Source organism: Pseudomonas danubii (genome assembly GCF_042980055.1).
Classification (GTDB): domain Bacteria; phylum Pseudomonadota; class Gammaproteobacteria; order Pseudomonadales; family Pseudomonadaceae; genus Aquipseudomonas; species Aquipseudomonas danubii.
On sequence record NZ_CP116502.1, the window covers coordinates 6341754 to 6362607 of the forward strand.

A 20854-nucleotide genomic window follows, 5' to 3' on the forward strand; every position below is an offset into this window, starting at 1 on the left:
CTTGCCAGCGCCTGCAACCTCTAGAAGGACTGCATTATGCGTATCGTCGTTGCACTGGGCGGTAACGCCCTGCTCCGCCGTGGTGAACCCATGACCGCGGACAACCAACGCGCCAATATCCGCATCGCCACCGAACAAATCGCCAAGATCCATCCCGGCAACCAGTTGGTGATTGCTCACGGCAATGGCCCGCAAGTGGGCCTGCTGTCGCTGCAGGCAGCCGCCTACACCCAGGTTTCGCCCTACCCGCTGGACGTGCTCGGTGCCGAGACAGAAGGCATGATCGGCTACATCATCGAACAGGAACTGGGCAACCTGCTGGACTTCGAGGTGCCCTTCGCCACCTTGCTGACCCAGGTGGAAGTGGACGCCAAGGACCCGGCCTTCAAGAACCCGACCAAGCCCATCGGCCCGGTCTACAGCCAGGAAGAGGCCGAGAAGCTGGCCAAGGAGAAAGGCTGGGCCATCGCCCCGGACGGCGACAAGTACCGCCGGGTGGTGGCCAGCCCGAAACCCAAGCGCATCTTCGAGATCCGCCCGATCAAGTGGCTGCTGGAAAAGAGCAGCATCGTGATCTGCGCCGGCGGTGGCGGCATTCCGACGATGTACGGCGAGGACGGCAAGCTCAAGGGCATCGAGGCGGTGATCGACAAGGACCTGTGTTCGGCGCTGCTGGCCGAGCAACTCGAAGCCGATCTGCTGGTGATCGCCACCGACGTCAACGCGGCATTCATCGACTTCGGCAAGCCGACCCAGAAGGCCATCGCCCAGGCCCACCCGGATGAAATGGACAAGCTGGGCTTTGCCGCCGGCTCCATGGGGCCCAAGGTCCAGGCCGCCTGCGAATTTGCCCGCCACACTGGCAAAGTCGCGGTGATCGGTTCACTCTCGGACATCGAAGCGATCGTCCAGGGCAAGGCCGGCACCCGCATCAGCACAGCGAAAACCGGCATCAGCTACCTGTAAGACGCTTGCTGTGAGAACACGGGGCAGGCCCGCTGCCTGCCCTCATTCAAAGCCCTGGAGGAGAGACGCCTATGGCCATGTTTGAGCCCGGTCACCTGCATATAGAGCGCCATGCGCTGAGCAAGGACGACTTCAGCTACAACCTGTGCATCGACTACGAACTGGCCCAGGACCCCAAGGAGGGTCATGGCATGCTGTTCACCCTGCACGGCACCATTGAAGACAAATCCTTGAAAGAGCAGTTCTTCCTGGCCAAGGACCTGGCCTTTGACTTCGCCCGTCACGCCACCCGCATCGCCCAGCAGTACGGCTTGCCCAAGAGCGCCAGCATTGCATCCATGCACAAGTACTACGACGAGATGTTCGAAGACGTACGCAAGCAACTGAACGTCAAGCCCGGCGACCCGATCAACCCCGAACACCTGGCATGACCCCCCTTCTGTAGGAGCCGGCTTGCCGGCACGCCGGCTCCTACAACGCCCCCACCGATTTCGACTAAGGCCCTCGCCCAAGGCATACTGGCGCACTTCAGTGTCCCAGAATCTTCTGCCATCCCATGCGTATCCACGTCAGTTTCATCGACCGCGTCGGCATTACCCAGGAAGTCCTGGCCCTGCTGGGCGGACGCAATCTCAACCTGGATGCGGTGGAGATGGTGCCGCCCAACGTCTATATCGACGCCCCGACCCTGAGCCCCCAGGTACTGGAAGAGTTGCGTGATGCGCTGTTCAACGTACAGGGCGTGCAGGCGGTAACGGTGGTCGATATCCTGCCCGGCCAGCGTCGCCACTTGCAGTTGGACGCCTTGCTGGCGGCCATGACCGATCCGGTACTGGCCCTGGATAGTGCCGGCAAGGTATTGCTGGCCAACCCGGCGCTGATTGCCCTGTATGGCCGTGAACCGGCGGGAGAAAGCGTCGCCGAACTGTTTGCCGATGCCGCACTGCTGGAGGCCCTGCTGGAAAACGGCTTTCGCCTGCCGCTGCGGGAAATCATGGTCAACGGACAGACGCTGCTGCTGGACGCCACGCCCATTACCGATGCCGGCGCGCTGCTGACCCTGTATCAACCCAACCGCATCGGCGAGCGACTCTCGGCCCTGCACCATGATCACGCCGAAGGCTTCGATGCCCTGCTCGGCGAATCCCCGGCAATTCGCACGCTCAAGGCCCGGGCCCAACGGGTCGCGGCCCTGGATGCACCGCTGTTGATCCAAGGGGAAACCGGCACCGGCAAAGAGCTGGTGGCCCGCGCCTGCCACGCCATCAGCGCTCGGCACAGTGCGCCCTTCCTGGCCTTGAACTGCGCAGCACTGCCGGAAAACCTCGCCGAGAGCGAACTGTTCGGCTACGCCCCCGGGGCCTTTACCGGGGCCCAGCGCGGCGGCAAGCCGGGCCTGATGGAGCTGGCCAACCAGGGCACGGTGTTTCTCGATGAGATCGGCGAGATGTCGCCTTACCTGCAAGCCAAGCTGCTGCGTTTTCTCAATGACGGCAGCTTTCGCCGGGTCGGTGGCGATCGCGAGATCAAGGTCAATGTGCGCATCCTCAGCGCCACCCATCGTGACCTGGAAAAGATGGTCGGCGAAGGCAGCTTCCGCGAAGACCTGTTCTACCGCCTCAACGTATTGAATGTCGAAGTGCCGCCGCTGCGCGAACGTGGCCAGGACATCCTGCTGCTGGCCCGCTACTTCATGCAGCAGGCCTGCGCGCAGATCCAGCGCCCGGTGTGTCGCCTGACCCCGGGCACCTACCCCGCCCTGCTGGGCAACCGCTGGCCGGGCAACGTGCGGCAGTTGCAAAACGTAATCTTTCGCGCCGCTGCGATCTGCGAAAGCAACCTGGTGGATATCGGCGACCTGGACATCGCCGGCACCTCGGTGGCACGACAGAACGATACCGAAGTCGAGAGCCTGGAACAGGCAGTGGAAGCCTTCGAGAAGGAACTGCTGGAAAACCTCTACAGCAACTACCCTTCGACCCGGCAACTGGCCAACCGCCTGCAGACCTCCCATACCGCCATCGCCCATCGCCTGCGCAAATACGGCATCCCCAGCAAGGCCTGACCTGCGCCCTCACCCGTAGGAGCCGGCTCGCCGGCGAAGAGGCCCTCAAGCCCTGTGTCGCTCTTAAGGGTGCTTTCGCTGGCAAGCCAGCTCCTACCTCCCCGCCGCGTCTACCGTTCTAGAAACGACCTGCAACTGTACTGAAAGCGCTACAGCGGAACGATTTCGCTACACAGCCTTGTAATCGCTGCCGTGCAAGGCTTTGATCCTCAAAGCCTTTTTTCTACAGCATCAGGTGTAGCGATTTCGCTACACGCGAAAATTTCAGGCCAAAGAGAAAAACACTCAAGCCATTGTTTTTAAAGGATTAAGTATTTATTGGCCGTGTTCTTGCTTTGGACATTGCCATTCGGCTCGGCCCTGCACGAGCATTCAACCGCGTCCACCAGACGAGTCTGGCCCTTGAGGAGTTTCCATGAGCGAGTTGCGTTTTACTGAAGATCACGAATGGCTGCGTAGCGAAGCGGATGGCAGTGTCACCGTCGGCATCACGGCTTTCGCACAGAACGCTCTGGGTGATGTGGTGTTTGTGCAACTGCCGGAGCTGCAGAGCTACGACAAGGGCGCCGAAGCCGCCACCGTGGAATCGGTAAAGGCCGCCAGCGGCGTGTACATGCCCCTGGACGGTGAAGTGGTCGCCACCAACCCGGCCCTGGAAGACAGCCCGGAACTGGTCAACGAAGATCCGCTGGGTGAAGGCTGGTTCTTCCGCTTCATTCCCGCCGATGCCGCCGCTGTCGGCCAACTGCTGGATCAGGACGCCTACGACCGCCTGATCAAAGCCAGCGCCGAAGCCTGAGGAGCCCGTCATGACCGTCAACCTGACTACCGCCAACGAATTCATCGCGCGCCACATCGGCCCGCGCCAGGGCGATGAGCAAGCCATGCTCAACAGCCTGGGCTTCGACTCCCTGGAAGCCCTGAGCGCCAGCGTGATTCCCGACAGCATCAAGGGCACCAGCGTGCTGGACCTGGGTCAGGGCCAGAGCGAAGCCCAGGCCCTGGCCTCGATCAAGGCCATCGCCGCCAAGAACCAACTGTTCAAGACCTACATCGGCCAGGGCTACTACAGCTGTCACACGCCCTCGCCAATCCTGCGCAACCTGCTGGAAAACCCGGCCTGGTACACCGCCTACACCCCCTACCAGCCAGAAATCTCCCAAGGTCGCCTGGAAGCCCTGCTGAACTTCCAGACCCTGATCAGCGACCTGACCGGCCTGCCGATCGCCAACGCCTCGCTGCTGGACGAAGGCACTGCCGCCGCCGAAGCCATGACTTTCTGCAAGCGCCTGAGCAAGAACAAGGGCAGCCACGCCTTCTTCGCTTCCGTGCATTGCCACCCGCAAACCCTGGACGTACTGCGCACTCGTGCCGAGCCCCTGGGGATCAACGTGGTGGTTGGCGATGAGCGCAAACTGACCGATGTCAGCCCGTTCTTCGGTGCTCTGCTGCAATACCCGGCAAGCAACGGCGACCTGTTCGACTACCGCGAACTGGCCGAGCGCTTCCACGCTGCCAACGCCCTGGTGGCCGTGGCCGCCGACCTGCTGGCCCTGACCCTGCTGACCCCGCCGGGCGAGTTCGGTGCCGACGTGGCCATCGGCAGCGCCCAGCGCTTCGGCGTGCCGTTGGGCTTCGGTGGTCCGCACGCGGCTTACTTCTCCACTCGCGATGCCTTCAAGCGCGACATGCCGGGCCGTCTGGTCGGTGTCTCTGTAGACCGTTTCGGCAAGCCGGCCCTGCGCCTGGCCATGCAGACCCGCGAGCAGCATATCCGCCGTGAAAAGGCCACCAGTAACATCTGCACCGCCCAGGTCCTGCTGGCCAATATCGCCAGCATGTATGCCGTGTATCACGGTCCCAAGGGCCTGATCCAGATTGCCCAGCGCACCCACCAACTGACCGCGATCCTGGCCAAGGGCCTGAAGGATCTGGGGCTGGCCGTGGAGCAGGACAACTTCTTCGACACCCTGAGCCTGCGCACCGGTGCCGACACCGCCGCGCTGCACGACAAGGCTCATGCCCGAGGCATCAACCTGCGGGTGATCGACGCCGAGCGCCTGGGCCTGTCCCTGGACGAAACCACCACCCAGGCCGACGTTGAAGGCCTGTGGAACCTGCTGGGCGAAGGCAAGGCCGCGCCGGACTTCGCCGCCCTTGCGGCTGCGGTCACCAGCAGCATCCCCGCCGCCCTGGTCCGTCAGTCGGCGATCCTCAGCCACCCGGTGTTCAACCGCTATCACTCGGAAACCGAGCTGATGCGCTACCTGCGCAAATTGGCGGACAAGGACCTGGCCCTGGATCGCACCATGATCCCGCTGGGCTCCTGCACCATGAAGCTCAACGCCGCCAGCGAGATGATCCCGATCACCTGGGCCGAGTTCGGTGCTCTGCACCCTTTCGCTCCGGCCGAGCAGAGTGCTGGCTACCAGCAACTGACCACCGAGCTGGAAGCCATGCTCTGCGCCGCCACCGGCTACGACGCCGTCTCCCTGCAGCCCAACGCCGGCTCCCAGGGCGAGTACGCCGGTCTCCTGGCCATCCGCGCCTATCACCAGAGCCGTGGCGATGACCGTCGCGACATCTGCCTGATTCCTTCATCGGCCCACGGCACCAACCCGGCCACCGCCAACATGGCCGGCATGCGCGTGGTGGTCACCGCCTGCGACGCCCGCGGCAACGTCGATATTGAAGACCTGCGGGCCAAGGCCATCGAGCACCGCGAACACCTCGCCGCGCTGATGATCACTTACCCGTCGACCCACGGTGTGTTCGAAGAAGGCATCCGCGAAATCTGCGGCATCATTCATGACAACGGCGGCCAGGTGTACATCGACGGCGCCAACATGAACGCCATGGTCGGCCTCTGCGCGCCGGGCAAATTCGGTGGCGATGTGTCCCACCTGAACCTGCACAAGACCTTCTGCATTCCCCACGGTGGTGGCGGTCCGGGCGTTGGCCCGATCGGCGTCAAATCGCACCTGGCGCCTTTCCTGCCGGGCCACGCGGCGCTGGAAAACAAGACAGGCGCGGTGTGTGCCGCACCGTTCGGCAGCGCCAGCATCCTGCCGATCACCTGGATGTACATCCGCATGATGGGCGGCGCCGGCCTCAAGCGCGCATCGCAGCTGGCGATCCTCAATGCCAACTACATTTCCCGGCGCCTGGAAGAGCACTACCCCGTGCTCTACACCGGCAGCAACGGCCTGGTGGCCCACGAATGCATCCTCGACCTGCGTCCTTTGAAAGACAGCAGCGGCATCAGCGTCGATGACGTGGCCAAGCGCCTGATCGATTTTGGCTTCCACGCGCCGACCATGTCGTTCCCGGTGGCCGGTACCCTGATGATCGAACCGACCGAAAGCGAATCCAAGGAAGAACTGGACCGCTTCTGCGACGCCATGATCCGCATCCGCGAGGAAATCCGCGCCGTGGAAAACGGCACTCTGGACAAGGACGACAACCCGCTGAAGAACGCTCCGCACACGGCAGCAGAACTGGTGGGCGAATGGTCCCATCCGTACAGCCGCGAGCAGGCCGTGTACCCAGTGGCCTCGCTGATCGAAGGCAAGTACTGGCCGCCGGTTGGTCGGGTCGACAACGTGTTTGGCGACCGCAACCTGGTGTGCGCCTGCCCGTCGATCGAAAGCTACCAGGACGCCTAAGCCGTCCATCACAGGAGAGCCGTGCCCCTGCAGATACCGCGTATACCTGTAGGAGCCGGCTCGCCGGCGATGAGCAATAACGCATCAATCGGGTAGAGCAGCGGCGCCTGAATCGCGGGCAAGCCCGCTCCTGCAAGTGCCTGCTTGCCGATCAATACAATAAGAAACCGGAGAACCAACATGTCCCTGAGCGTGTTCGACCTGTTCAAGATTGGCATCGGCCCCTCCAGTTCCCACACCGTCGGCCCGATGCGCGCAGCCGCGCGTTTTGTCGAAGGCCTGCGGCGCGATCAACTGCTGGCCAGCACCACCTGCGTCAAAGTCGAGCTGTACGGCTCGCTGGGCGCCACCGGTAAAGGCCATGGCAGCGACAAGGCGGTGCTGCTGGGCCTGGAAGGTGAACACCCGGACACCGTGAACACCGAAAACATCGCCGCACGCCTGCAGCAAATACGCAGCAGCGGACGTATCGATCTGCTCGGCGAACACAGCATTGCGTTCAACGAGAAAGAACACCTGGCAATGATCCGCAAACCCCTGGCCTATCACCCCAATGGCATGATTTTCCGTGCCTTCGATAGCGCCGGTCTGCAGATCCGCAGCCGTGAGTACTACTCCGTTGGCGGCGGTTTCGTGGTCGATGAAGACGCCGCCGGCGCCGACCGTATCGTCGAAGACACCACCCGTTTGACCTTTCCTTTCAGGAACGCCAAGGAGCTGCTGCAGCACTGCAGCACCTACGGTTTGTCCATCAGCCAGGTGATGCTGACCAACGAAAGCGCCTGGCGCCCGGAAGCGGAAACCCGTGCCGGACTGCTGAAGATCTGGCAAGTGATGCAGGACTGCGTGGACGCCGGTTGTCGCAATGAAGGGATTCTGCCCGGCGGGCTCAAGGTCAAGCGCCGCGCCGCCGCCTTGCATCGCCAACTGTGCAAACACCCGGAAGCGGCACTGCGCGATGCCCTGTCAGTACTGGACTGGGTCAACCTCTACGCCCTGGCGGTGAATGAAGAAAACGCCAACGGCGGGCGAGTGGTCACCGCCCCTACCAATGGCGCGGCCGGAATCATTCCGGCGGTGCTGCATTACTACATGCGTTTCATCCCCGGGGCCAACGAAGACGGGGTGGTGCGTTTTCTCCTCACGGCTGCGGCCATTGGCATTCTGTACAAGGAAAACGCCTCGATCTCCGGCGCCGAAGTCGGCTGCCAGGGCGAAGTGGGCGTGGCCTGTTCGATGGCGGCCGGAGCCCTGTGCGAGGTGCTCGGGGGTAGCGTGCAGCAGGTGGAGAACGCCGCGGAAATCGGCATGGAACACAATCTGGGATTGACCTGCGACCCGATTGGCGGCCTGGTCCAAGTGCCCTGCATCGAGCGCAACGCCATGGGTTCGGTCAAAGCCATCAACGCGGTGCGCATGGCCCTGCGCGGCGACGGGCAGCATTTCGTCTCCCTGGATAAAGTCATTCGCACCATGCGCCAGACCGGCGCCGACATGAAAAGCAAATACAAGGAAACCGCCCGTGGCGGTCTGGCCGTGAACATTATCGAGTGCTGATGCCCAAGCGACGCATCCGCACATTTTTCAGGAGTTGCCCATGTCCACCGAAACACTGTTGAAAACCCCATTGCACAGCCTGCACCTGGAACTCGGCGCCCGCATGGTGCCGTTCGCCGGCTACGACATGCCGGTGCAGTACCCGCTTGGGGTAATGAAAGAGCATCAGCACACCCGTGAGCACGCCGGTCTGTTCGATGTGTCCCACATGGGGCAGATCCGCTTGAGCGGCGCCAATGCCGCCCAGGCCCTGGAAACCCTGGTGCCGGTAGACATCATCGACTTGCCGGTGGGCATGCAGCGCTACGCCATGTTCACCAACGAACAGGGCGGTATCCTCGATGACCTGATGGTCGCCAACCTGGGCGACGGGCAACTGTTCCTGGTGGTCAACGCCGCGTGCAAGGAGCAGGACCTGGCCCATCTGCGCCAGCACATCGGCGATCAATGCGACATCCAACCCCTGTTCGAAGAACGCGCCCTGCTGGCACTGCAAGGACCGGCAGCAGTCACCGTACTGGCACGCCTGGCGCAGGAAGTGGCGCAGATGACCTTCATGCAGTTCAAGCCGGTGCAGGTGCTGGGCGCCGACTGTTTTGTCAGCCGTTCGGGTTACACCGGAGAGGACGGCTTCGAAATCTCGGTACCGGCTGATCAGGCGGAAAAACTTGCCCGGGCGCTGTTGGCCGAGCCGGAAGTGGCGGCCATTGGGCTGGGCGCCCGTGACTCCCTGCGCCTGGAAGCCGGCCTGTGCCTGTATGGCCACGATATGAACAGCGACACCACGCCGATCCAGGCCAGCCTGCTGTGGGCTATCTCCAAGGTCCGCCGTGCCGATGGTGCCAGGGCTGGCGGTTTCCCAGGCGCCCAGGCGATCTTTGCCCAACAGCAAGATGGCGTCAGTCGCAAACGCGTCGGCCTGCTGCCCCAGGAACGGACACCGGTACGAGAAGGCGCGGAAATCGTCGACGCCGAAGGCAACATCATCGGTAGCGTCTGCAGCGGCGGCTTCGGCCCCACCTTGGGCGGTCCATTGGCCATGGGTTACCTCGACGTGAAGCACAGTGCACTTGATACGCCGGTTGCTGCGATAGTTCGTGGGAAAAAGGTGCCAATGCTTGTAAGCAAAATGCCATTCGTGCCACAACGCTACTACCGTGGCTAAAGGACTGTTTCTATAAGTAACGCGGTTGCGTTAGAAGTGCACTAATCTGTAACGCAACCGCCATAAAACAGTGCATATTTTCGATACTGAACGCTACTTATAACGCCCGAAAACAATTGAACAACTCTATCGAATAAGCCCTGCACGCTAGTTCCGCCAAACCTCGGAAAGCTGAGTAAAACCGGGGCTTCGCGGGGCTTGTTTTTTCTCCCATAGTTGGCGTAGAGTTTCCCCACTGTGTTTGCATGGGTCGCTTGGAATCGTGACCTGGGCAGTAGCTAACAAGTTTGCTACAACCCGTTCGACGTCTCTTACTTTCCTGCAACCCAGCCCAGTACTCTTTCATGAGGAAGAGACTGTCATTAATTTTTTAGCGTCAAAGGAAATAAGAAATGTCCCAACGTCAGAGCGGTACCGTCAAGTGGTTTAACGACGAGAAAGGTTTTGGTTTTATCACTCCAGAAAGCGGTCCGGATCTGTTCGTACACTTCCGCGCCATTCAGGGCAACGGCTTCAAGAGCCTGAAAGAAGGCCAAAAAGTGACCTTCATCGCTGTGCAAGGCCAGAAAGGCATGCAGGCTGACGAAGTACAAGCAGAAGCTTAATCGTCTGTAACGAAAAAGCCCCTGATGCTGACATCAGGGGCTTTTTTGTGCGCGCAATTCCGTAAAATGGCTTCTTTTTTCAGTCGAGAGCCTGTCATGTCGAAACATCTGCTAAGCCCCCAAGGCGAATTCCCCGCCGCCGGTCTGGGTCGTCGCCTGGCAGCGATGTTCTATGATTTTCTACTCTGCGTCGCCCTGCTGATTGTCACGGGCGGCCTCTACAAACTGATCCAGATGCAAATCATCGGCGAAACGCGGATGCGCGCCCTGACCGAGTCTGGAGCCCTGGACGGCGATCCACTGTACTCAACCGTACTGCTGTTCGTGCTGTTCGGTTTCTTCGCCAAGTTCTGGACCCATTCCGGACAGACCCTGGGCATGCAAGTCTGGGGCATTCGGGTGCAGAACGCCGATGGCAGCCGCATCAGCCTGTGGCAGGCGCTGTTGCGTTTCATGGTGTCCATCGCGTCCTGGCTGTGCGCCGGCCTGGGCTTCTTCTGGGTGCTGGTGGACAAGCAGAAACGCAGCTGGCACGACATCTATTCCAATACCCAGCTGGTGCGTATCCCCAAGAAAAAGAAATAGCCCGCCACTCACAAAAACGCCCCGACAGATCGGGGCGTTTTCATGACCACGGGAGAAAACCGATCAGGCGTTACCCGCCAGTTTCATCCGCGCCGCCTGGGTAAAGTCCAGCATGCGCTTAAGCGGCCGAACCGCATTAGGGATCAGCGCCGGGTCCACATGGATCTCGTTGCTGCCCTGCTGCAGGCACTGCAAGGTGCGCTCAAGGGTATTCATGGCCATCCACGGGCAATGGGCACAACTGCGGCACGCCGCGCCGTTACCGGCAGTAGGCGCCTCGATGAACACCTTGTCCGGGCACAGCTGCTGCATCTTGTAGAAGATGCCGCGGTCGGTAGCGACGATGAAGGTCTTGTTCGGCAAGCGCTGCGCGGCCGCGATCAACTGGCTGGTGGAGCCAACCGCGTCAGCCAGATCGATCACCGAACTGGGGGACTCCGGGTGCACCAGGATCGCCGCCTCTGGGTACAGCGCCTTCATGTCTTCCAGTTGCTTGGACTTGAACTCTTCATGAACGATGCATGCACCGTCCCAGAGCAGCATGTCGGCACCGGTCTGGCGCTGGATGTAAGTACCCAGGTGCTTGTCCGGCCCCCAGATGATCTTCTCGCCGTTATCCATCAGGCTTTCGACGATCTCCAGGGCGCAGCTGGAGGTGACCACCCAATCGGCGCGGGCTTTGACCGCTGCCGAGGTGTTGGCATACACCACCACGGTACGCTCGGGGTGCTGATCGCAAAAAGCCGAGAACTCATCCACCGGGCAACCCAGATCGAGAGAGCAAGTGGCTTCCAGCGTCGGCATCAGCACGCGTTTTTCAGGATTGAGAATCTTCGCCGTTTCCCCCATGAAGCGGACACCGGCAACCACGACGGTCTTGGCCGGATGGGCATTGCCGAAGCGCGCCATTTCCAGGGAGTCGGAAACACAGCCACCGGTTTCTTCGGCCAGGGCCTGAATCACCGGATCACAATAGAAATGTGCAACCAGCACCGCATCCTGAGCCTTGAGCTCGGCAGCGATGGCGGTACGCAGATGGGCCTCTTGCTCAGCGCTCAAGGGTTTGGGCTGCTTGGCGTCGAGGTGGGCTTGAACCAGAAGGCGTTCAGAAATTTGCGTCATGTTCGCAAGACCTGCAGGCGCTTGGGCGCGAAAGTCGAGTATACCACCGGCTCCGGACCGCTTAGGGCCCCGCCGGGAGAGTGAGTTCATCAGGTACGGACAGCATTGGAGCCGCGCAAGGCTACAGAATATCCAGGGTATTCAAAAGCCTATTCTGCCCAACAGCCACGCCCTGCCCCGCCGGCTCCGTATCTGCCCCGGGGCGCGTTCAAGACGCGCCTGGACCGTCGGTCGGGCCGAACACTACCCAACCCCGGTCCGGCATGCACCACCAGGAGATGCAAGGAAGGACCCGACGGGAACTTCACCCGCCTCGAACAACCCACAACCGCTCACCAAGCGATTCGCGGCAGGGCAGTGCGATCCAGAAGCCAGGTCGCCACATCAGGGCTGTTGATCACTGAAGCATGGTGACTCCGCTCATCCCGCCAGTAGCGATTGTCCTGGGCCGGATCGAGGCCCAAGCCTTGGGCCAGCGCCTCGGCGCTGCGGCCAGCAGATAGCAGCACATCCACCGCGCGCCCCTTCAGCGACACGGCCTGCCACTCAGAGAGCAGCAGGATATTGCCGTGGACACAGTCGCGGCTGACCAACTGTGCATCCACCAGGTCGTCGATATAGGCGTACTGCGGGTCGGCTTCCAGGCGCTGGGCAATGGCGGCCGGGGCCAGTCCTCGTAGCTCGGACAGCCGTGGCGGGTCCACCAGCAATACGGGCTGCGGCGCACTCGCCGGGCCCCGCTGTGCCACGCAACAAGCGGCCACATAGGCGCCGAATGAGTAACCCAGCACCGCGTCCACTGTATTCAGGTCGTGCTCCTGGGCAATGTTTCGGGCCAGGGCGCCGACACTGGAATAGGGCCAGTAGTCGCTGTAGTTGACCTGCACCAGCGACACCCGCCCCTTGAGCGCCCGCCCCAGGGCGGAAAAACAGATCGGATGGCCGACAAAGTCGGGAAAGCAGATCAGTTTCATCGCCGTTCCCCCGCCGCAACAAAAGACTCAAGGAAGGCCCGGGCCTGCGGCTCTGGCAAATAGCTGTTGAGCAGCACCTCGCAGCCCTGGGGCGACTTGACCACCGTCAGGTCAAGCAGGGTCTTGGGCCACTCAGTGACCGGGTTGGCGATCCGGGTTTGCAGCCACTGTGCATCACTGGCCGGCAGCTCGACGAAGTTGCACAGGAACGCCGGGGCAAAGCCATACAAGCCCAGCGCAGCGAGTATCTCCTCATAGCCGAGCGCCGCTCGGGCCAGCTTGGCATTCAGGTAGTCCATGGTGGCTTGCGGCTCGCAACCCTGGGCAAATCGCTCCGGTGTCAGCGGCACCGGCACGGTGTAAGTGGAGAAACCGCTGATCACCGCCTGCTCGGCCCAGGCGAACAGCAGATTGACAATCGGCGCCTCAATTCCCAGTCCCCCGACGCAGCCCTGGCGAAACGCCTGCAACAGGTGGAACAGACGTTGTGGCGAGGCCAGCTTCAGCGGGTCCATGGCCAACCGCGTCCGCATCTGTACCGGCTGGGCGGTGGCCACTGGCGCTACGACATCGGCCAGCGGCGCATACTCCTCGGCCTCCTGCTCCCAGGCCTCGGTGCCGCCATCTGCCAGGCGCTCATAGTCCTCGACCTGCATCAGGTTGTTACCGATAAAGGAAAAATCCGCCCCCTCCGCTATCAACTGCGGGTCCTGCGCCAACTGCTCAACGCTGCGCAGCAGGCTCAGTTGTCCAACGTGGTTGCCGAGAATGTGATGCAGCCACAGCCCCAAGTGCAGGACGCCGTCGATGCGCACCTTGAACAGGCTGCACAGGTCCTGTTCGAACAACGACAGCGGCCGCTGGAGGAAGTGTTCCACGCAGGCCTCCTGGCTGGGGAACTCCGCCACGGCGTCCAGCCACAGGCGCGCCGGCGGCTCGGGAGCCAGGTCGAAACAGTACTCGCCCTCGACCCGGGCCACTCGACAGCCCGCTAGCGGATAACGCTGCTTCAGCCCCTGGGCCAGCGTCGCCAGGTCCAGCCCGGCGGCCGGCAACTGCTCGGGCCGGAACAGATAGAGCACGTTGTTGGCCCGCAGGTCCTTGTGCAACAGCTCGGCATACACCATCGACAGCTGGCTCTTGTTCAGGCCGATCCAGCGACTGTCGCCAGCCGCCTGCAACGGCTCGGGAACGTTGCGCAACACCTCCCGGGCCTGGCTGGCGGAGGTGGCGCGGACCACGGCAAAACGCCCTAGGTGGCTGTTGATCGAAAACCCTGCATGGGCTTCGGACAGCGACTCCTGCTGCAGCGGCGTGACGTAGTACTGCTCGGTGCCCCTTTCCAGCAACGGCGCCAAAACGGGCTGCGCCTGCAGCCAGTCCAGCAACTGCTGCAGGCTGCTCATGCGGTAGAACTGCTCCAGGCCCAGGCCCTCCCGGCCCAGGTGCCGGTTCACCGTATCCACCAGCTTGATTGCCCCCAGTGAGTTGCCTCCGTTGTCGAAGAAACTGCGCTGACGGTCATGAGCCAACACGCCAAAGCGCGCGAGAAAACGCCCCGCTGCCGAATCGTCCACGTCCCGGGGCCGCTGCTCGCCGCACAGGCGCTGCTTCAGTTCAGCGATATCCAGCTTGCCGGACGCCCGCAGGGGAAAGCGTTCAAGCCCGACAAAGCGCTGCGGCAGCATGAACGGCGGCAGGCGTTGCCGACCATACTCGGCCAGCGCCCCAGGCTCGACACCGGGGGCTTCCAGGTACACCAGCAGCAACTGCGCCTCGCTCCCCCGATCATCCAGCAGCACCGCACAGTCGAGCATTCCCGGATAACGCTTGAAGGCCGCAGCCACCTCAGTCAACGACAGGCGCTGGCCACGCAACTTGATCTGGTCATCGCTGCGGCCGTGAAAGTGATACAGCCCCTGGCCATCGCGGGAAACCAGATCACCGCTGCGGTAGCAACGCAGCGTCTGGCCCTGCCACGGCCGTTCGATGAAGCGCTCCCGGGTCAGCGCCGCGTCCCCAAGATAACCGGGGGACAGCCCATCTCCGGCAATCAGCAATTCACCGGGCTCATCCACATCGCATTCCTGCCCGTCGGCCCGCACCAGCAGCAAGACAGCATCGTCCACGCCATGGCCGATGGGAATCTCCCGGGTGCTGTCAAAGTCCCGGGGAATGGCATAGACGCAAGTGCCCATGGTGTTTTCCGTGGGGCCATAACCGTTGTACAGCGTCAGCCCGTCGGCGGCGGCATAGGCCTGCTGGATATGCCCCGCGGACAGCACCTCGCCGCCGACCATCAGCCGCTGGACACCCCGCAGCCAGTCGCGATCGATGTCGATGAAGGTGTTGAACAGAGTCGAGGTCAGCCACAGGCTGTCGACCCCGGCGTCATGGATGTAACGCCGCAGGTGCCCGAGGGTCAGTGGACCGGGGACATGGATATGCAGCTCGCCGCCATTGAGCAGCGCGGTCCAGATCTCGAACTGCGAGGCATCGAAGGTCAGGTTCGAGGCATAGAGCATGCGAAAACCCGGCTGCAACGGAAAGTGTCGCGGGCGGTCGCAAAAGCCCAACACCCCGCGATGGGTGCAGGGAATGATCTTCGGTGCGCCAGTAGTGCCGCTGGAAAAGTTCACGTACACCGGCTCGGCACCGGTTAGGTGCGGCCAGCACGGCCGCTCGTCCGTCGGCGCCAGCAATGGCTCCAGTGCCAGATACCCGGGGCCACCGGCAGCCTCCTGAGTGATGCGCCAATGCACGCCGCTGCGCTCACAGACCGACTGGTTCCACTGGGGCGGATTGCTGCGGTCCAGATAGCAGTACGACAGGCCTGCCCGGACCATGCCCACCAGCAGCACCAGTTGCTCGATCGAACGCTCCACCTCCAGACCCAGGGTGCTGCCCGGCGACAGGCCGAGGCCCAGCAGCCGCGCCGCCACAGCGGCCGAGCGCTGCTCCAGCTCTCGGTAGCTGAGCCGTGCGCCGTTGCAGCTCAGCGCGGTGTCCGTGGCGTGGCGAGCGAAGACTTCATCCAGGCGCGAAGCAATAGATAGATGGCCCATGCCGTTAATCGTCCCTGTGCTTGATCAGGTTGATTCCAGGGGCGAAGAACGCCTCTGAGTTGTAGGTCTGCAACGCCTTGTCCAGATTCATCTCGACTCGCTGCAAGTGCTCCAGCCAGGCCTTGCCGGCCACCAGATAGTCGAGGCAGCGCGTGATGTTGCGCTCCACACTGGCTTCCCCCACCGGGCACTGCACGTTCTTGAGGCCATGATGGTAAGCGTCGTCGCGATAACCGTTGCCGCAGCGGGAAACGTTGACGATGTCGATGTTGCCCATTTGCGGCGAGAGCTCCAGGGTCAGGCTGACTCGCCCGACATTCACCAGCCGCGAACGGGTCTGCCCGTTACCCTCCGGATTGAGCAGGGCCAGCAAGCGCGGAAACAAGGCGCTGATATCGCCATCGATGCACAGGAAGATCCGGGTGAAGCGCCCGGCCATCGCCCCAGGCTCGGCCAGCAGGTCGAGCACCCGCACCGGCAGGCCCGGATCGATGGCGGCCGGGTTCAGGTCGGCCACCCAGATCTGCGCGTCATGACAGGCCGCCACCAGGCCGAGCATCTTGCCCACCAGGCCCATGCCCACCACCAGGATCTGTTCCCCCGCCTGCAATTGCACACGGTCCACCGCATGCACGGCCGTGGCGCCCAGGGTGGCGAGAATCGCCTGGTCCTGAGTCAGTGATGGCGGCACCTTGCACACCAGGCGCTGCGGCACCTGAATCCAGTTGGAATGGGTGGCGATCTTCCAGCCCATGGCCACCACCCGGTCCCCCGGTTGCAAGCCTGCAACCTTGGCCCCCACTGCGTGAACCACCCCGACCGCGCAATAGCCCAGCGGCAACTGCTCGCCCATCTCGCGGACCTGCTGCAGGTAGTGGCGCTCGGTCCCCGGGCTGACCATGGAATAGTCCACCGCCACCCGCACTTCGGTGGCCGCCAGTGCGGCGAGCGGCGCCTCAACGGCGATCACGCCATCGGCGCCACAGGCTGTGAGTGTGTAGCGATCGGCGCGCATCAGGCCTCCCGTCCGGTCAGGCGATCCAGGCATTGGGCGAACCCTGGAAAGGAAGTCTGGTAGCAATGCCCTTCGAGGATGGTGGCCTTGAGCCCGTGGGCCAGCAGTAGCACATGGGCGGTCATCGACAGGCGATGGTCGCCGAAGGTCGGGATCGCCCCCTGCACGCGCGGTGTCTGCCCACCCGACACCTGTACGTCGTAGCCCTCGACCCGATAGTCCAGGTCCAGGGCATTGAGCATGCTGCGGGTGGCGGCGATCCGGTCCGACTCCTTGAAGGTCAGTTCGTAAAGGTCACTGAAGGTCGCACTTCCCGGCAGCACGCAGCTGATGGCCAGGGCCAGCGGCACCTCGTCGATCATCGCGTGGAACTGGTGCTTGTCGCGCAAGTCGTGAGCCCTGGGCTGGCCACCACCGCGCAGTAGCAGACGCCCCACCGGCTCGCCATGGCGAATGCTGTCCACTTCCAGTGTCAGGTTGAAGCCGCAGGCCAGCAGCCAGTTGAAGAAGCCCAGGCGCGTCGGGTTCAGGCACAGGTTGTCGAAACTCAGGCATTGCTGCTCCTGGTGGCGGTTGCACAGCAGGAACAACGCCGCAGGATAGGCAATGGCCGACGGGTCGCGGGGAACGCTGATCTCGGCGGGGATTGCACAGTCGCGGGGCTGATAGTGGATCTGCAGCTGTTCGTCCTGCAGCCAGTCGCCAAAACTGTTGATGATGCGCTGGGTGTGATCCCGGGCCACCACCGGGTAACGGATCGACATCGGCTTGCGTGCCGCGACCCCGGCGAACAGCAAGGTACTGATGGCCTGGGCGCTGCCAATCCGGATCTGCGCCGCACCGCCCTGAAACGACGCTTGATGAATGCGGATTGGCAGCGCTCCCGGTCGGCCCAGGTACTCCAGGTGGGCGCCCATCTGGTTCAAGGGCTCGACGATCCAGTCGAAGGGACGATTGCGCAGGGTCTCGTCGCCGTCGACGATGCACGGCACATTGAGCCCCACCAGCATCCCGATCAACAGCCGCGCCGCAGCGCTGGAGGGCCCCAGGTCGACCCGCCGATCATGGGTTGCCTGGGCGAACTCACCGCTGATCTCCAGGGTCTGTGGCGCTTGCCCCGGCGTGACCTCAAGGCCCAGTTGCTGCAGGGCATCGAGCAACAGGGTCACCGCCTTGCCCCGGTTCAAGTCCCGCAGGCGCACCGGGTGCCGAGCCAGCGCAGCGAACAGGATCATCCGGTGGCTGATGGACTTGTCCGACGGCAAGTAGTCGTCGATGTTGGCCCAGACCTGATGTTCACGGTCCAGGGTGAAATCGATGGGCCGGTCCGGATAATCGATCATGGGGTACTCCTGTACTTGGCGGGGTTGATCAGTTCGGCGTCGTCCACCAGCGCTTCGTCGTCGAAGGAGTCGCCCACGCCGGGGCCGGCGGGCAGCACCAGCGGCTGGGTTTCGTAGAAGCGCCGGCGGTTCTTCTTGCGTTCAAGGCCGAGGTTGAAGCCACTCAGGTCGACGCCCCAGCTTTCCAGCCGGCCGTGGGCGATGGCACTGTCCACCAGGGCCTGGCCCGTGTCGGTACGGATCAGCGCACGGCCGTGTTTCTGCTCCTGGGAGCCGTTGAGGCTGGCTTCAAAAATGTTCGGGTCGCCGTCACAGACGCTGACGTCGGCCAGCCCGCTCATCCAGTCACCGCAACTGAGGCAGCGAAAGGTCTTGTTGTCCTTGAGCTTGCCGAGGATTTCCCAGAAATCGATGCCGAAGGTCTGGCTGTCCAGCAGGGTGACTTGCAGGCGCCCGGGGTAATCGCCTTCGCGGTACTTGATGCCGCGGACCTGTTGCGGGTCCTGCCCCAGCACTTCGCTGATGATGCTGCGGGTGCCGGCCGGCAAGGTGTTGGAGGAACAGGCGGTCTCGATCACACAAACGATCTGACTGCGAGCCCAGTGGCCGATGGCCGTGTCCCGACGCTGCAACTTGCGGATCGCCTGCACGTGGCAAGCCAGCCCCACCAGGGCGATGCGTGCCTTGGGCTGCTGTTCGTAAACTTCACGCAGGGCATTCAGGTAAGGCGCCAACTGGTAGGTGGACTGGGCATTGTTGATGATCGCCTGTGCGGCGCTGCCCAGCTGCGGGGCACTGCGCCAGCCCTGCTCGGGGTGACGGCCCATGGTCAGGGTCAGGTCCACGGCGAAGTGGTCCCGAGCAGTCAGCAACAAGGTGGTGGCGGTGCCGCCACTGGCCGAGCGCCGGACAATCTGCGGATCGGTGGAGCGCGCGCCGATGGCGTGGCGGCTGATTCCCAGCCAGCGCTCATCGGCACGGCGGGTACGACCGAACAACTCCAGCTCGGCGCGATCGGTATCCGGCTGCAACCCCGGACACACCGCCAGGCACTCGGTGCAACTCCCGCAACTGTCGCCGATGCCCTCCAGCAAAGGCACCACCCGATCCGGGTCGAAGCTGATCAGTTGCTCTGGACACACCAGGGCACAGGCGCCGCAACCGGCACACAGATTCTGATCGAGCACCGTTAGTTTCAATAACATCCCTGTCATCTTGGACAAGCCTCGTGTGCCGTTTCCGGGTGCAGCCGGCCGCGCCCCTGCGAATCAGGAGCGGGCAGAACCTGCAGTGCTGAAGTGGCCGCTGACGGTCAGCTCAAAGCGGGCGTTCCATCTTGATGATTTCGATGGAGACCGGGCTGTTGCCTCGGCTGAAAGTACCTTCGCCGATCTTCTGGAAGCCGTGATGGGCATAGAAGCCTTCGGCCGTCAGGGTCGCCTCCAGGTAGGCGGAGCGGGCACCGCTGGCCCGCAGTCGAGCGAGTGCCACCTCCAGCAAGCGGCTGCCGATACCGCGCCTGGCACCGTCGCCACGCATGAACAACTTGCTGATCTCGTTGCCGTCGAGCTCGACGAAACCTTCGATCTGCTCGCCCTCGGCCAGCCACAACAAGCCCTTTTCCACGGCTTCGCGGTAGGTTTCCGGCGAGCGCCCATCGAGCCACATGCGGATCTGCTGATCGCTGTATTCAGAGGTGCACAGGCGCTCTACCGAGTTGCGGTGGGCCTCGAAAATACCGATCAGATCGTCCGTGGTTGCCTGGCGTATCCGTACATTGCTCATTCAGCTGAACTCCACTTTCTTGGGGGCGGGGTGGTAGCGAAACTTGAAGTTGATCAGGCTGCCCAGCATCACCAGGGCGCTGCCGAGCATCAGGTGCAGGCTCAGGGGCGTCTCCCCCAGCCACGCCGACAGGTAGCTGGCACCAATCGGGTACAGCACGCCGACGTAGCCGGCGTTTTCGGCGCCCATGCGTTTGATCAGGTCGATGAACAGCACGAACACCAATGCCGAACACACCACCCCCAGGTACAGCAGGATGCCGAGGTCGGCCAGGGTTGCGGGCAGTTGCAGCCCCTGGCCGCTGAGCAGCAGGCTGATGGCGTACAGGGCGCAGGCCCAGCCGGACGCGACCTTGTTGATGTGCAGGGTGCCGAGCTGGAAGGTCTTCTGGATATGTTCGGAAAGCACCGAGGCGATGGCCACCGCCAGAAAGGACGTCAGCCCCAGAGCCACCCCAGCCAGCGACAGCGGCCGTCCCGGATCGCCAAGCATGAACACCCCCAGCCCGGCAATGCACACCACTGCGCCGAGCAGGTTGTGCAAGGCCACCGGCACATGCAGGAACACCCGCTTGAGACCGATGATGAAGAAAATAACGAAGGCGCTGAGGCAGGCCATCTGCGCAGCGCCCAGGTAGGCAGTGGCCAGGTAGGCCAGGCCAATGCCGGCATAGAAGTACACCGCCCCCACCGTGGCCATCAGCAGGTAGGCCTTGCGTGCCACCGGTTGCCGGGGGCCAGCGAACAGCCGTTGCCACAACCACAGCACGCCATAGGCGATCAGGAAGCGCAGCATCAGCGACGAGCCGACGTCGCTGCGCTCCACCTGCAGGGAGATGGCGATCCAGTTGGTGGACCAGATCAGCAGGCAACCGAGAAACATCAGCACGGCAACCAGTGAACGAGGTTTCTTGTTGTTATCGGGCATGGCGTTCATGGAGGT

At 62.9% G+C, this 20854-nt stretch carries 17 protein-coding genes; 9 read left to right on the plus strand and 8 right to left on the minus strand.

The window, feature by feature from the left end; all coding sequences use genetic code 11:
* The first annotated feature begins 36 nt into the window (after positions 1–36).
* The 9 genes from arcC to PFZ56_RS28565 all read left to right on the plus strand — a co-directional run bounded on the left by arcC (position 37) and on the right by PFZ56_RS28565 (position 10608).
* Positions 37–966 (plus strand): carbamate kinase, encoded by a 930-nt coding sequence (gene arcC, locus PFZ56_RS28525; RefSeq protein WP_102860581.1) that lies wholly within the window; start codon positions 37–39, stop codon positions 964–966.
* 71 nt (positions 967–1037) lie between these two features.
* Entirely contained in the window at positions 1038–1397 is a 360-nt protein-coding gene (locus tag PFZ56_RS28530; protein ID WP_102860580.1) for a DUF5064 family protein, read from the plus strand.
* Between the two features lie 125 nt (positions 1398–1522).
* Positions 1523–3031, plus strand: a complete 1509-nt coding sequence (locus tag PFZ56_RS28535) for a sigma-54-dependent transcriptional regulator (RefSeq protein WP_102880674.1) — start codon at positions 1523–1525, stop codon at positions 3029–3031.
* Positions 3032–3446: 415 nt separating this feature from the next.
* Positions 3447–3830, plus strand: a complete 384-nt coding sequence (gene gcvH, locus PFZ56_RS28540; protein ID WP_102860578.1) for a glycine cleavage system protein GcvH — start codon at positions 3447–3449, stop codon at positions 3828–3830.
* A 10-nt stretch (positions 3831–3840) separates the two neighbouring features.
* Positions 3841–6696, plus strand: a complete 2856-nt coding sequence (gene gcvP, locus PFZ56_RS28545) for an aminomethyl-transferring glycine dehydrogenase (protein WP_170001696.1) — start codon at positions 3841–3843, stop codon at positions 6694–6696.
* 180 nt (positions 6697–6876) lie between these two features.
* Positions 6877–8253 carry an L-serine ammonia-lyase gene (locus tag PFZ56_RS28550; RefSeq protein WP_102880676.1) on the plus strand — a complete coding sequence of 459 codons (1377 nt, stop codon included), beginning with the start codon at positions 6877–6879 and terminating at the stop codon, positions 8251–8253.
* 40 nt (positions 8254–8293) lie between these two features.
* The gene (gene gcvT, locus PFZ56_RS28555; RefSeq protein WP_170001694.1) at positions 8294–9418 is read left to right on the plus strand and encodes a glycine cleavage system aminomethyltransferase GcvT; all 1125 of its coding nucleotides are present in this window, start codon (positions 8294–8296) and stop codon (positions 9416–9418) included.
* A 392-nt stretch (positions 9419–9810) separates the two neighbouring features.
* Positions 9811–10023 (plus strand): cold-shock protein, encoded by a 213-nt coding sequence (locus tag PFZ56_RS28560; RefSeq protein WP_007977299.1) that lies wholly within the window; start codon positions 9811–9813, stop codon positions 10021–10023.
* Between the two features lie 96 nt (positions 10024–10119).
* Positions 10120–10608: an RDD family protein gene (locus tag PFZ56_RS28565; RefSeq protein WP_102880677.1), complete on the plus strand. Its 489-nt coding sequence runs from the start codon at positions 10120–10122 to the stop codon at positions 10606–10608.
* Between the two features lie 63 nt (positions 10609–10671).
* Here PFZ56_RS28565 and nadA read toward each other — a convergent pair whose 3' ends face one another.
* From nadA to PFZ56_RS28605, 8 genes are all read right to left on the minus strand, one after another.
* Positions 10672–11730: a quinolinate synthase NadA gene (gene nadA, locus PFZ56_RS28570; protein WP_102860573.1), complete on the minus strand. Its 1059-nt coding sequence runs from the start codon at positions 11728–11730 to the stop codon at positions 10672–10674.
* A 332-nt stretch (positions 11731–12062) separates the two neighbouring features.
* On the minus strand, positions 12063–12704 hold the full coding sequence (locus PFZ56_RS28575) for a thioesterase domain-containing protein (protein WP_170001692.1): 642 nt from the start codon (positions 12702–12704) through the stop codon (positions 12063–12065).
* Positions 12701–15769, minus strand: coding sequence for an AMP-binding protein (locus PFZ56_RS28580; RefSeq protein ID WP_170001690.1), 3069 nt, complete (start codon positions 15767–15769; stop codon positions 12701–12703). Before PFZ56_RS28580 ends, PFZ56_RS28575 begins: the two co-directional genes overlap by 4 nt.
* Positions 15770–15773: 4 nt before the next feature.
* The gene (locus PFZ56_RS28585) at positions 15774–16784 is read right to left on the minus strand and encodes a zinc-binding alcohol dehydrogenase (protein WP_170001688.1); all 1011 of its coding nucleotides are present in this window, start codon (positions 16782–16784) and stop codon (positions 15774–15776) included.
* Entirely contained in the window at positions 16784–18127 is a 1344-nt protein-coding gene (locus PFZ56_RS28590; protein WP_170001686.1) for a 3-phosphoshikimate 1-carboxyvinyltransferase, read from the minus strand. Before PFZ56_RS28590 ends, PFZ56_RS28585 begins: the two co-directional genes overlap by 1 nt.
* Positions 18124–19332, minus strand: coding sequence for a Coenzyme F420 hydrogenase/dehydrogenase, beta subunit C-terminal domain (locus PFZ56_RS28595; RefSeq protein ID WP_262379331.1), 1209 nt, complete (start codon positions 19330–19332; stop codon positions 18124–18126). The genes PFZ56_RS28590 and PFZ56_RS28595 overlap by 4 nt, the downstream gene beginning before the upstream one ends.
* Before the next feature lie 112 nt (positions 19333–19444).
* Positions 19445–19912, minus strand: a complete 468-nt coding sequence (locus tag PFZ56_RS28600; protein WP_102860567.1) for a GNAT family N-acetyltransferase — start codon at positions 19910–19912, stop codon at positions 19445–19447.
* Positions 19913–20848, minus strand: a complete 936-nt coding sequence (locus tag PFZ56_RS28605) for a DMT family transporter (protein WP_102880684.1) — start codon at positions 20846–20848, stop codon at positions 19913–19915.
* Between the last annotated feature and the right edge of the window lie 6 nt (positions 20849–20854).